At 51.8% G+C, this 13398-nt stretch carries 11 protein-coding genes; 1 reads left to right on the top strand and 10 read right to left on the bottom strand.

Going from position 1 to position 13398, the window contains the following annotated elements; translation table 11 throughout:
* Positions 1 to 293: 293 nt before the first annotated feature.
* From KIH39_RS13555 to KIH39_RS13535, 5 genes are read right to left on the bottom strand one after another with little or no spacing between them, the layout of a single operon-like run.
* Positions 294 to 878, bottom strand: a complete 585-nt coding sequence (locus KIH39_RS13555) for a sigma-70 family RNA polymerase sigma factor (RefSeq protein ID WP_213493778.1) — start codon at positions 876 to 878, stop codon at positions 294 to 296.
* Positions 879 to 898: 20 nt separating this feature from the next.
* The gene (locus KIH39_RS13550) at positions 899 to 1354 is read right to left on the bottom strand and encodes a VanZ family protein (protein ID WP_213493777.1); all 456 of its coding nucleotides are present in this window, start codon (positions 1352 to 1354) and stop codon (positions 899 to 901) included.
* An 11-nt stretch (positions 1355 to 1365) separates the two neighbouring features.
* Positions 1366 to 2436 carry a protein arginine kinase gene (locus tag KIH39_RS13545; RefSeq protein WP_213493776.1) on the bottom strand — a complete coding sequence of 357 codons (1071 nt, stop codon included), beginning with the start codon at positions 2434 to 2436 and terminating at the stop codon, positions 1366 to 1368.
* On the bottom strand, positions 2423 to 2965 hold the full coding sequence (locus KIH39_RS13540; RefSeq protein ID WP_213493775.1) for a UvrB/UvrC motif-containing protein: 543 nt from the start codon (positions 2963 to 2965) through the stop codon (positions 2423 to 2425). Before KIH39_RS13540 ends, KIH39_RS13545 begins: the two co-directional genes overlap by 14 nt.
* Positions 2966 to 3013: 48 nt before the next feature.
* Positions 3014 to 3484, bottom strand: a complete 471-nt coding sequence (locus KIH39_RS13535) for a UvrB/UvrC motif-containing protein (protein ID WP_213493774.1) — start codon at positions 3482 to 3484, stop codon at positions 3014 to 3016.
* A gap of 307 nt (positions 3485 to 3791) precedes the next feature.
* Between KIH39_RS13535 and KIH39_RS13530 the strand changes: the two genes are divergently transcribed.
* Positions 3792 to 5609 (top strand): hypothetical protein, encoded by a 1818-nt coding sequence (locus KIH39_RS13530; protein ID WP_213493773.1) that lies wholly within the window; start codon positions 3792 to 3794, stop codon positions 5607 to 5609.
* A 20-nt stretch (positions 5610 to 5629) separates the two neighbouring features.
* On the opposite strand, the gene KIH39_RS13525 is transcribed toward KIH39_RS13530, so the two are convergent.
* The 5 genes from KIH39_RS13525 to KIH39_RS13505 all read right to left on the bottom strand — a co-directional run bounded on the left by KIH39_RS13525 (position 5630) and on the right by KIH39_RS13505 (position 13341).
* Positions 5630 to 6187, bottom strand: coding sequence for a hypothetical protein (locus tag KIH39_RS13525; protein WP_213493772.1), 558 nt, complete (start codon positions 6185 to 6187; stop codon positions 5630 to 5632).
* A gap of 299 nt (positions 6188 to 6486) precedes the next feature.
* Positions 6487 to 7752 carry a DUF2130 domain-containing protein gene (locus tag KIH39_RS13520; RefSeq protein ID WP_213493771.1) on the bottom strand — a complete coding sequence of 422 codons (1266 nt, stop codon included), beginning with the start codon at positions 7750 to 7752 and terminating at the stop codon, positions 6487 to 6489.
* Positions 7753 to 7863: 111 nt separating this feature from the next.
* Complete coding sequence (locus KIH39_RS13515; protein ID WP_213493770.1) at positions 7864 to 8391, bottom strand: hypothetical protein; 528 nt, start codon at positions 8389 to 8391, stop codon at positions 7864 to 7866.
* Between the two features lie 103 nt (positions 8392 to 8494).
* Entirely contained in the window at positions 8495 to 10294 is a 1800-nt protein-coding gene (locus tag KIH39_RS13510; RefSeq protein WP_213493769.1) for a polyprenyl synthetase family protein, read from the bottom strand.
* A 278-nt stretch (positions 10295 to 10572) separates the two neighbouring features.
* Positions 10573 to 13341: a c-type cytochrome gene (locus KIH39_RS13505; RefSeq protein ID WP_213493768.1), complete on the bottom strand. Its 2769-nt coding sequence runs from the start codon at positions 13339 to 13341 to the stop codon at positions 10573 to 10575.
* Positions 13342 to 13398 lie beyond the last annotated feature (57 nt).

The following is a 13398-nucleotide window of genomic DNA, read 5'->3' as shown; positions in this document are numbered from 1 at the left end:
TCATTCTATGGTACCAATTAGCAGCTTTAACGAAAGCAAAATCCTTGCGAATCTACCGCAACTTACCGGGTTCAGGCCATTACCCTAAAACGCATAATTGTCACATTGAGTAGAATCCGATCCACTCTATGATCTCTAGAGCTAATGGGTGGAGGTATCGCTCAAATATGAGAACGATGACCATACGCAGGCGGAGTTCCAGAATTTAGAAGGCAGGTAGCTTAAGAAGATGGTAGGGAAAAATGTGTTGGACAAATGTCCAACAATGGAAGGTTTGGGCGAGATTTTTTACTTTAGACCGACAGTTGCTGGCGAAGTTTGCGGATAGCCTTGTATTTTTCGTCGCTGACCCGTGCGGAGGTGGTGTTGAGTTCCTTGGCGATTTCATCCACGCTCCAGCCAGTCCGGAAGCAATGCAGAATTCGCTGCTGACGCTGGCTGAGGATCTGCGAACCGGTCTCGCTGAGAATCTGGCTGAGATCGTTCCGGTGCGCATCACCGTTTGACCGGGAATCGAATGGGTCATTCACCAGTTCGTGATACTGCTTGGCTCGCTTGGTCCGTTTCTTGACGGCATCGATTGCCCTCAAGAATTCCTTGCGTTCCAGGCTCTCGTCGTTTTTCAAAAGCGAATTCCATTTTTCGGAATCGACCCGTTCGAGAAGTCGGACGAAAACTTCCTGCGTGCAATCGGTCCAGCTGTCCGGAGATAGCCGGGCGTTTCGCCAGCAAGTCTGGCAGTATTTAGTGATATTTTGGATTGTATCGCTGCTCGTAGCGGCCGATGCTGTGGAACCTGGGGCAAAACCGGTCAGAGCGGCCCCCATGACCATAGCCGCCATGAGCGAGCGTCGTGATGTTGCAATTGTCTGTTTCATTTTTTTCACCCTCTCATCCATTATACAGGACCGGAGTCGGAAATTTTCTCGCTTGAAGTATTTCGCGGGGATTGGAACCAATATTGGAAGCCGAAGAATAATCCCAGTCCGAGAGTCAGACCGATATGGTCTTTCACGACATCGCTGAAGCAACCATGGCGGTGGCAGTAGGGTTCGAGCAGAGCCTGAAGAACTTCGGTCAGAATACCCTGAAGCGACAAAAGGCCGACAATCTTCCACCGCCCGGCGGTGCTTCGCGGAAAGCTTAAACCGAGGATCATCTCGATAGCAAAAATCGATACGTGCAGGGTTTTGGCTATGTTGAACGACCATTCATCGCCCAGTTCCTGAACGATTTTAGGAGGAACCGGGGCCAGAAGTGCCGCGGTCCAAGCTGTAAAGAGCAACCAGAAGAGAATCTTTGTGGTGGACTTCCAACGAGGAAATGCGTTCGGATTTTCAATCATGATGTACAAAAGACCGATTTTTAATTCGCCTGGGGAGATATCTCTCGCAACCGCTGACGGAGATACCGCGCCCGGGCCGCATTGCGTGCCTCGCCATCCAGTGCTTCGCCGATGATTTTCTGCAGATGCGCGGGTTGAGTCTGAAGAAATAGCTCGTTGATCAAGGGAGCCGTCAAGTCTTCAATCAGGTGCATGTGCACGCCGAGGCGTACGGCGGAGAGCAGTTCCATGGTCTCCTCGGAAGTCATCATGGTAGCCGATTGAAGCGTGCCGAGGGCCCGGGCGACGCGATCCTGCAGGGCCTGCTTATTTTCCCGAAGCAGGGTCGAGCGAGCAAATCGCTCGTATTTCAGCGTATCATGAATGAGGCTGCGGATGTCGTTAAGGGCTTCCGGTTCGCTTTTTCCCAGAGTCATCTGATTGGATATCTGGAAAAAGTCCCCCGAGGCCCGGCTCCCTTCGCCGTAAAGGCCGCGCACCACCAGATTGATTTTCTGCATGGCTTTGAAGGCTTTTTCGATTTGCTTGGTCAATCCGAGCCCGGGCAGATGGAGCATGACGCTGGCTCGCATGCCGGTGCCCACGTTGGTCGGGCAAGCGGTCAGGTAGCCAAACTGATCGTGAAAGGCATATTGCACCTTTTGTTCGATCATGTCGTCGATACGGTCAATGGTTTCCCAGGCCTGATCGAGAGCGAAACCGCTGCGCATGACCTGCATCCGCAGTTGATCTTCCTCGTTGACCATCAGGCTGACCGATTCCGTATCGTCGAAGGCGACGCCGCGTGGCCCTTCCAGAACGTTGGCCATTTCCCGGCTTATGAGCTGCCGTTCGACTAGAAACTGTCGATTCAGAGCGTTCAAATCCTGCATGCCGATGTAGTGCAGGGGGCTATGCCAGTTCAATTTAGCAATCGTTTCGCGGAGTTTGCTCTCCACTTCGGCCTTTTGGATACCAGCGGCCCGGTTCGTAAATGGCATATCGGCCAGATTGCGAGCCAGTCGAATCCGGGTCGAAATTACAATATCGGACTCTGGACCCGTTCCGCGGAGCCATTCCCCCAACTGCGGCAGCATGCTATCGAGTTTCATCCAGCTGTTCCTTACTGCGGATAAGATCGCGAAGTCTCGCGGCCTCCTCGTAATTTTCCCGCGTCACCGCCTCTAGTAACTGATTTCGAAAGTTTTGCATCTCCTGCGCCTGGCGTGCGGAATGAAGGCTGGCAGGGACTTTACCCACATGATTCTGGGACCGGTGAATCTTCAGCAGCAGTGGTTCCAGGCGTTCTTTGAAGACCTCGTAGTCATGCGGGCAACCCAGGCGACCTTCACTCCGAAATTGCGCATACTTAAGACCGCATTCGGGGCAAGCTGTTTCGTCCGATTCCTTCTCAATTCCCGGGTTCGAACCGAGCACAAACTGCAGCAGGGCATTGATGGGCATTTCAGAACTTTTGCCCGGAAGAATATTACGTTCTTCGGCACAGGCATCGCAAACGTGCGTTTCGCGTTTCTTCCTGTTGATAATCGTCGTCAGGTGCATCGTCGCTGGGTTCGAACAGAACTGGCATTTCATGGCCAACGGCCTCACACCGAATTTCGACAGCGATTCCTTGCTCATCGTACAATAACACTATATCGGTCGGAAGGACGCTCTCCAGAAAATCTTTCAGGTATTTTCCAACTCTTTGATTCGATCCCGCAGCCCCGCCGCCTCCTCGTAGGCTTCCTCCTCAATTGCCCGATGAAGCTGTTTGCGCAATTTACTCAGTTCCTGCTGGGCGTCCTTTAAAGTCGGCAGACGCCGCGGTGTTTTTCCCGAGTGCCGGTTCTTGCCGTGAATGCTTTCCAGCAGGGGTAATAACTCAGTTCGAAAGGCCTCGTAGTCGTGCGGGCACCCGAGTCGTCCGGTGTTGCGGAATTCGACGAACTTAATACCGCAGACCTCGCACTGTCGCTGATTTATCAGCAGGGCTTCGTCGAGTTCGGCTTCGTTCAGATCTTCCGGATCCGCAGAAAGAGTTTTCTTGCCGGGGTTTTGAAAGAACTGCTGGGCACAATCCTCGCAAAGGTTGAAAACTTTGTAACTTTTATTTTCGAGGATCTCCGTGATGTGCAGAGATGCCGTTTTAACGCACATTTGGCATTTCATGAATTAACCTATCCGATCGGCGGAATCACCCAGCTGCGAGATTCTTCCAGGCAGTTCAATTTTGCCTGGCTTAACAGCTCTGTCCCTGTACTTTGCAGTCCCGACAAAGTTTTCTTATTTTATCACGGCCCAACCCTCAAACGCAAGAGTTAGAAAAATCGGTCCGACTTGCGTATTTTCTCTCGAAGGTGTATCCCTCCCGCTGATAGGCAATTGGTTTTGACACCCGGGCGGCATTTTTACACTCGATATGGATGAAATAGAAAAAAGATCGTTCTGGGCGATAGCTCTTTGGTTGCTCTGTTTTGTTGCGCTGCTGGCTGGCAATGCGCTCTGGACTTTGCGATTTTTCGATCTTCTGGACGACCCGCGGAAACTGCTGGAACCGACGCCGATTTTGTCCGGCAAGCACGCGCTGCACTGTTATCATGGACAACTTGGGGCGCAGGCCTGGCTCGAGCATCAGGTAAGTTCCTGCTTCGACCCTTCCTATCAGGCGGGCTATCCCAAATCTCCCGTATTCGATTCCGGTTGCCGACCCGCCGAGCTTTTTTACCTTCCCGCTCAAAAGCATAGTTACGTTTCCTATAAAGTGGGTCTGTTCATATCGTGCCTGCTAATCCCGATCTTCTTTATTTCCATGGCACGCGGCCTGGAACTCTCGCCGGTGTCCTGGCTCCTGGCGGGTTTTTTCGGCATGATTCTCTGGTGGTCGAAACTCAATACCGAGCAATTGATTACCGGTGAACTCGATTTACTACTAGGGGGAATCAGCGCGATCATTCATTGCTGCTGGCTGATTCGTTATGCTCACCAGCCGAGTCTGCTGGGTTGGTGCATCATCACTTTTTCCGCCTGTGTCGCCTGGTACATTCAACCGGTGTTCTTCGCGGTATTCATTCCGCCTATTGCACTCCACTATCTTTGGAACGCATTCAAACACAGCCCGATGTGGCACCTGTCCCTCTATCTCGCCTGGGGACTCGCTCTGGGTGTGAACGCCCCCTGGTTGCGCGAATGGCTCCACTATCTGGGGTTGATGCTCCCGATCATGGACGAACCCTTAACCTCGGCCGGGTGGAAAAATCTCTGGCAGGATTGGCGCGACTTCGTTCCCCGGGACCCTTTGATGCTGCTGCTGTCGATCGGTGGACTGATCGGCATTCCTTTTTTTGCGTACAGGCACACTTCCGCCTCCATCATCATGATCCTGACGGCGGTTTGCGTCAGTGCGGCCAGTCACCTTCATCGTTTCTGGCCGATGCTCGAAGAGCTTCACCTTTTTCGACTTCTCCATGTGGTGGTCTGGTTTGCCGTCTTCCCGGTCGTGCACATGCTCGAAGGGTTATCGCGCCTGCTTTCCAGGAAATTGGATGCCGCCTGGGCAGGAGCCGCCTGGTTGGCCATTCTGATCGCCGGTACCGTCTTCGTGCTTGAGATTCCCATGAATTGGAATTCACTGCCCAAGCTCAAAGTGGGCTTCAGCGAATCGCAGATCAGTCTCATTCAGAAGCTGCAATTTCAAAAGCCCACGGCCCGGGTGTTGTGGGAAGATTCTCTGGTGAATCTTCAGGAGGATGGCTGGACGAGCCTCCTGGCACCCTTCACGGGTCAGGCTTTTCTGGGGGGGCTCGATCCGGAGTGTCGGATGGAGCATTTCTATGCTCGCCTGCTGGATGGAAGGCTCGCGGGAAAAGACATTCGATTATGGTCGGATCAACAACTGGATCAATTTTTCAATCGCTACAACGTCGGTCGAGTGGTCGTGCGGACCGAAGCAAGTATTGAACGATTTCGCAACTACCCGGCGGCCCGCGAAGAAAACACCGACAAGCTGGCCTTCAAAATTTTTACTTTGAATCGCGAGCATAATTTCTTTTTAAAGGGGAAAGGTAAGCTAATCGAAGCGACCTGGAAGCGAATCGAATTGTCCGATGTTCAACCGGAAGACGGGGAAGTGATTCTCAGCATGCACTATCAGCAGGGTTGGGTGCTTTCGCCGCAGGTCGGAGAAGTCGAGCGTCAACTCGATGCGGAGGATCCCATACCTTTCATCCGGCTCTGGCTTTCGAGTCCTGTCCCGCATCTGGTACTAGAGTGGCGTGGGCCTTAAAACCGCGACCCAGGCGCAGGCTATTTTACTTCCTGGAATCGCCAGGTCGGAACGCAGGGGGGCAGTTGGCCGGTTATGAAAGCGGCCACTCCGGCCCGTTCCTTGAGCTTAGACAATGACTGACGGCGAACGCTCACGTAATAGAAGTCTGATCGAACTTCACGTACCGAATCCCAAAGCTGGTAGAGTTCGTCAGTCTCTTTGATTACTCCCCGATAGTAATCGGCCTTGTGAGGCTCGGATATCATGCGAGCCTCCATTTTCCCCCGGTAATTGCGGTTGAAACTCAGCATGGCATTCACTTCTTCCCGATTGGGGAAGCGATTCAAATCCTCTACTTTGGGGGAATCCTTCAAATCGGCATAGCGCTGACGCAATAATTTTAAATCAGTCGCCAGATCTTCCCGTTTCACAAGTAGGAAATCGGCTTCTCGTTTATCGAGAATCTGAAGTTCGACCCCCAACTGACACAGTTGAATCTGGAGATCGGGCCATTCTTCCGAGGAGATCGGCGGAATCGGTGCTTCCGGTGGAGCCAGCATTAAAGCGGCTGCAAAAAAGAGTTCGGAGACGGACATTGGGAAACCCCCTTCATCCCAAAAAGGGAATAGAGGAAACCGTAATAAAAGGAAATTGACTGAGATTGGAACGAGATACGGTTTCCTGCTTAACTGGACTCAAATTAAACGCAAAGAGAATGCCGGTTAAAGCGAAGGGAAACCGCGAAACTGAATTCGTTCCGACTTAAAGCTTTATCGGAACGAACTTTAAGAAAAATGACGAAATATCGAGTGTAAAAAATTCAATGCTAGCACTGACATATACTTGTGCGAAGAATGCTCAATTTTTTGGCGAAGATTCGGTGAAATCGCAACTCTCACTTTTCGGAGAATTCCAGCATGGGAGCATCCAGACCTTCGATCTCCTGCAGCGACTTTCCAAGTATGCCCTGAAAATCTCCGAATAGCCCGGCAGTCGATTCCAGGACGGTCTGCAACTGCTTCTCGCGCTTGGCCCACTGTTTATTCATGTAGACCTTCTCTGATTGCAGGTCCTTTTGCAGGTCGCTGAATTTTTCCACAATTGCCTGTATTCTCTGTCTAAAGCCGGGCCCCACCAGATATTGGTAGGCCAGATGCATTTTGGTTTGCTGCCCCTGTCCGGCCTGGCGGGCGTTCGACAGTTCCATCAGGAATTGCCTCAAAGCCATCGCCACGGGGAACGCCGAGCGAAAGCTGGTGACCCAGACGCCATCGATCAGTTCGAAGTGTTCAGTACCTTTGGGGAGAACCTGCGAAACCAAAATGGTCAGATCCGCTTTCGCCTCCCGCTGGTCATCTCGCAGTTTGGGCAGCCAGTTATTCTGCCAGACTTTGGTTCGTTTCGTTTCCCAGAGAATCGAACCACAGGGGCTTCCAAGCTGTCCGTTGACGGTTTGCAGGATATCTGCGCCGGCGACCCCTTTTTTGACTTCCGTAATCGTATCCATCGGGAACTTGCTACGGAGTTCGGCTTCCATCTCCAGTTCCAGCACTTCGCCTTGAAGCTGCTGTGAACCCTGCTCGGCTTTCTGCTGCAGAGCCACGATCTGCTCCTGCATCTGAGCAATCAAGAGATCCTTTTCCCGGACTTTCAGATGGATCTCATCAATCGCTTCCTTCTTCGCAAGTGCCCGCGCTTCGGATAGCGACTCGTTAATCTTTTTTTGGATCGTAAGTTCCATGGCCGTTTTTTCGTCGGCCAGTTCTCTCTTCAGTCGAAGTACTTCGGCTTGTTCTTTCTGCGCTTCTTTGAGCTTCTTCTCACGATCGTTCAGCAATTCCTCGATATCTTTCAGAGCTTTATTTTTCTTCTCCAAGTCGTCCTCGAAAAGTCGCTTGAGTCTTTTGGCTTCTTCTTCCGAAATGCGAGTCTTCTCTTTTTTCAGCCGTTCCGCGACTTCGTCATCAATGCCCGATTGGAGCTTAAGTAACTCATCTCGCTCTTTACGGAGCCTCTCCTCTTTGACCTGGTACTCCTTTTCTCTTTTCTGACGCTCCTGCTCGTATTTCAACCGCGTCGATTCGACCAATGGAGCTGCTAAAGACTCATTCAGCTTAAAAGAATTATTGCAGTTGGGGCACTTGATTTCGGGTTCGTTCATAACCGGATCCTGTGGTGTATGAACATACAATACTGAATTCCGCTCGCCCGAGAAAGGCCTTATTGAGATTGCGAATTAGGAAGCGAGAATATTTGAAATGCGATTCGAGGCTTAGTGATGAACAGGCGCTAGGATTTCCATGACGGCAATGGCTGGACGGTCATTGCAGAAGATTACCCCGGTGCGGCCGTGCAAGGGAGTGGCTTCGGACATTCCGAACCATTTTTTCATGGTCTCTTTAGGGCGAACCGTAACAAAAGCCGTCGGTTGGACGCGACGCAGGACATTATGCTCTATCAAGACCCTTCCCAGAGGGGTTTTCTCTTCCAGAATGGCATCGCGAACGGCCGGGTCGAGGCAAGTAAGATCGATTCGAACCAGGCCGAACTGGATCACTCGTTTCGACTTACTGAGTGTCAGTAGGATTTTGCGAAGATACAAGTCTCCTTCGCTCTGGGAAGAAACTACCTGGACATTCACCGCTTCGCCATAGAACTCTTCCACGGTGACGGTCATATGAAAAGTGTGAACCAGAAGGCGATTGAACGGTTCCGGCACCTCTTCGGTCGGTACCATGCGGGCGTCGGTAAAGTCAAGTGGGCCCAGGCGGGTATCGACGACAACAAGAGGCAACAGCATAAACGTACCTCTCCGGAGTGGGCGAAAAACACTCGGACGGACTACTAGCCGACATCAGCTAATACCCGCTTACAGGAGGGATCTATCACTTCGTCCGGAAATATTAGCTAGCCAATCCCAATTGGACCATAAATTCTTTGGGTTCGCTATCCGGCAGGGTTTCTCGTTCGAGAACTGTATCAACCAGGTAATAGAGCAGGGCCCGAAATTCCGGCGGATTCACTTCATCGGCGATGGCTTCCGCCCGAGCCCGATATTTTTCCACCATCTGATCGGCCTTTGCGAAGACTTTCGCCCGCTGATACAGAACGCGCACGCGATTGACGATTTCCGATTCGCTTCGTTTATCCGTGCGGTTGAGAATTCCGGCCAATTCTTCTTTTTCCGAGGGTTGCAGCCCTTCAAGGGCCAGTGCCAGCAGTAAGGTTGGCCGGGCCGCGAGAATATCCTGGCCGCTGAGCAACTTATTATTGTCGTCGCCGGTCCAATCCTTGAGGTCGTTCAAAATCTGGAAGGCAACGCCCAGATTTCTACTGAAATCCAAGATCATTTTATCGTAGGTGTCCGAATTTTCTGCCAGCCGGACGCCGGCATACAAAGCGGCCTCGAAGGCGGGCGACGTCTTCAAGGCATAGATCTTCAAAGCTTCCAGAGGCGTGATATTTTTGTGTGTGGAATCGCGCCAGAGCAGCTCAGCACCCTGACCTTCCGAAAGCTTCATGTGCGCATCGGCCAGTCGATCCAGAATGTCGGCCGCCACTTCGGCCCCGAGAACTTTTCGCTCCCGACTCACCAGTCGATAACCTAGTCCGATCAGGTAGTCTCCGACGTTGATGGCCGTTCCGACGCCGTGGGTACGATGCAACGTTTCGTGACCGTAACGATAGGCATCGTCATCTTCGATGTCGTCGTGAACCAGAGAAGCTTTATGGAAAGTCTCAATGGCCAAAGCAGTGCGTTTTACGCTGTCGGACAGGGCATAGTTGGTATCGGTGGTGGTTTTCCCACCAGTGAGAGCATCGTATGCGGCCAAGGTGATAAACGGCCGGGAGCGCTTGCCGCCGCGAGCAAGAAAGTCGTAGGCAATCTGCTCGTGGTAAGCCAGCGGATCGCTTTCGATAGGCTGTGTGCTTTTTTGCAGCTTGCGGGGTCGCGGAGCCAGGTGCTCTAACTCTTTGTCGAAGATATCGTTCGCCGCCCGCATCAAGGGGACATAGGTTTTGGTTTTCTGTTCCGTGCCCGCAGTCTGCAATTCGATCATCTGGGCCACCCAGTCATTATCCACACTGGTCGACTTGCAGTTCGAAGAGAGTAACGGGGTGGCAATGCAGGGAATGCCCGCGAGTAGTATCTTATCGAAGGCTTTTTCGAGGACGTTAAGACATGCGACGCCGACAATCGCATCGACATGGCCGGAAACAATGATCTTCAATACGATCGGGGTACCTTCCGAAACCAGGACCTTATAACCCAGTTCCTCGGCTCGTCCCTTGAAGTCGGCAACGCTGCATTGACCGCATTTTTCGCAATCCAAGCCGAATTCATCGTAATCGGCTGGGCACCCTTCGGCATTCTTCAAGCAATGCGGCAGCAAAAGCAACCGGCGGTTGAAGGGAATGGCCGCGACCTGCTCCCGCCAGAATTCATTGGCGATGGAGACGAGTGTAAATCCGGTGTACTGAAAGCCGAGCTGGAGCTGTGTCAACAGCTCCTCGGCCATCCGCTGACCTTCCTGTTTATTCAGCGGCTTCGATTTGTCGACGGTCTTTACGTATTCGAGTGCAGCCATTCGAATACGGTCGCGCAGCTCGCGCGTTTCCGGTACGACTTTGAGAAAGGCAGAGTTTGCTTTTTTGGGCTTTGAATCAGCAATCGACGCTTCAGGGGCAGTTTCCAGAGCCATGGACACAGGGAACCCTTTCGGAAGGATAACAGCGATTCGCGTCGGGAGGGTTGAATCAGCACTCGATCTCTACAGATTTAATATTATCGGAGATTACTGGAGAAGATACGTAATCTTGCAGAAAAATCCGAAACAAAATTCCTCTTAAATCGGTTGTGTGAAACTCGGGAAAAGAATGCAACTTTCGCATTGAAGGCCTCAGCCATCCATTTCCTCATTGAATTACTAGACGATTGAGAGCCTCGTTACCTTTCCGAAGGCGGAAATTTTGAAGATTCTCATTTTTTCAACCAGGCGAAAAGATCGGCGATCTCATCTGGTTTTAAGTCCTTCAGAAGACCGGCGGGCATCAGAGATTTCTTGCTCGTCTTTCGGGAAGCGATATTATTCCCGGCAATGCGAATCGTCGTTGTGGCATCCGATTGCACGATCAGCCCCTCGGCGGACTCGAAGATCAGAATGCCTGTAATTCTTCGCCCATCTTCGGTTTCAATTTCTTGCACGCGATACTGGGGAGCCACATCTTTGCTCGGTTGAAGGATTGCGGTGAACAGATCTTTCTTGGAGAAACGCTTCATCACTCCCGCCAGATCAGGCCCCATCCGGCTGGTTCCCTGATGGCAGGTGGCACAACCACGAGTTTCGAATAATTTCGCCCCACGCAGAGGATCGCCCGAGTCCCAATTCACTTTGGGGTAAATTTCCCGCCAGAAGTTCGGGTCGTCTTCATCGGTGCCCAAATTAGCGGTGGGGTATTTTGCCAGAAGCCATTTTTCCGCTTCCTGGGAATTCATCGCTTTCTGCCCGGTCCACTTTTCCCACAAATCTAACGATTTTTTTAAATCATTTTCGGCTTTCTTGGTATCCCCCAAATCGCGAATAGCCTTAAAAAGCGAAATGAGTTCCGTTTCTTTCGGCTCAGCCTTCAACTGAGACAACGCCACTACGGCGGAATGAACGGTCGAAGAATTGGTCGAATCCAACCCGGTCAGAAAGTAAGGACGATCTGCTTCTCGCGGAAACTTGGTGAGCAGCTTGACCAAACCATCCCGAAGGGCGAATTCTTTCCAAAGTGTCGGTAGCAAAGGACGCAGTTCATTTTCGGATAAATCCGCAAACAAATCGATCAGTTCGACGGGTTTGGATCCCAGTTGATTGGCAGCGACGAGTTTCGCAAATTCCCGTGCGGCCTTTTGGCGGCTATCGGCCGGAAATTTGATCGCATAGCCGATCTGAGCCGGCTCGAAAAATTCCTTCTGCTTCAAAAGGGATTCCGCTATTTGCGGCTGCCGAAGGACCAACTGAGCGATCAATTCCCCAAGTCGAGCCGAGAAGTTCTGTTTGATTCCCAGTTGCTTGCCGGAGAATTTCTTGTCCAGCGCCATCATTACGTGAGCAATCGTCTCCGTCTGGGAAGCATTGATAGGGGCCTTCATACGGGCTATACAGATCAGGTAATGCACATCGTCTACCGGGTCACTTTGAAGACTTAGGAAACTGCAAAGGGCGGCCAGTGTCGAGGGATCGTCCTCCTCCAGCATGGCCAGAACTCGAGCGGCCTCCAGTCGAAGCAGCGGATCCGCATTTTTAAGAATCGGTCGGGTGAGTGTGAGAAGATCCCGTGGACTCTGGATAGGTGTGGTCAATTCGAAGCCCCGAAAAACTTCTCCTTCCGGGCACGGGCCGAGAATATTCCAATCCTTGCCCAGTAGCATGATGGCACGCAGTTGATCCATCGCCTGGGGAAGTAATTTTAGCCGATCGCGAATTAGAGGGAACAGCACTGTCCGTTCTTCCATCAATGCGGCAAAGGCCTGTTGCGACCAAACTACCGGATCGGGATCGTTTACGGAAAGCAGTTTCCTCAACTCGGGAGTCGCCAGTTTTTTCCACTGGTTGATCGCTTCGAGTCGCATTCGACGGCTCTCGAATTCCTTACTACTAACTGGTGAATTCCACTCCGCGGGTTTAGCCGATTTGTCGGTGTAGCGGATGCGATAGATTACTCCTCGGGTGCCGCGCCCGCCGCTGGAAACCAGGATTGATCCATCGGGTTCTTCCACAATAGCGGTTGGAGCGAAGCCAGCTTCCCCAACCGATTCGGCGAATAGTTTTGCCTCCGCTGTGTAACCTTTGGGCGAGCCGGAAAGCTTGACGAAGTAAATTTTCCCGAAGGTCCAATCGGCTACGAAAAAGCCGTTCTCGTAGCCCGAACCCGAGAATTGCTTTCCCCGATAGCGATAGACGCCTGTAGGAGAAGACCGTCCCATATCCAGCATGATCGGCACGACATCCGGGTAATAATTTCGCCGAGCGAGTGCATTCTGATAACCGGGGAGTCGCCAGCCGTGGTGTTGATTTTGTTGGACTTGGAAAAGACGAGTAGGAATATACCAGGGCAGCAGGTAATCGCGTTCCGTATCACTGTCCCAGGTAATGATTTCACCTTCACTCGTGAAGTCGAAATCATACGGGTTGCGGAAGCCGTGCGCGACGATGAACCAGCGGTCCGTTTTGGGATCGAGCTTTAGAATTCCGCCGCCTTCCATCTTGGTGATTGGGGAGAGCGGGTGGATGAATTGAGAGCTCAGATCGGGAAACTCATTATCGTTACCGCCGATGAGGTAGATGCTACCATCGGCCGCTTTGCGAAGATTGTGCCCGCCATGTTCCGTAAATTTGGTAGGCAAGAGTTTCTTGGCGGAAGTGAGATCGATTTTCTCACCATCGTACTTGTAACGCGTGACCCAACCATCTCCGGTGAAGTAAAAATAGCCGTCGGCAAAGAGCATGCCCATACCACCGGTCTTAGTTTCCATTAACAGAGTGACTTTGTCGCAATGCCCGGTTCCATGGGTATCTTCCAGACGTTTCACATACCCGCGCGATGTCACGACGACACGACCTCTGGGATCGAGAGTCATGTGGTAAATGTCGTTTGCCTGGATGTTGTCTGAAAATTGTTCGACTTGGAACCCGGCGGGTACTTTTAGGGACGGTTTTTCAGCGATGTTAAAATGGAGCAAGAGCAGCAGTGCGGCAATCATTCGAGGACCTCTCAAATTCGGTTGTATCTTTTTTAGAGAATCGTTTAAATGATGTGG

This window comes from Telmatocola sphagniphila, from assembly GCF_018398935.1.
GTDB classification, from domain to species: domain Bacteria; phylum Planctomycetota; class Planctomycetia; order Gemmatales; family Gemmataceae; genus Telmatocola; species Telmatocola sphagniphila.
This window is presented reverse-complemented; position numbering and strand designations above follow the sequence as displayed.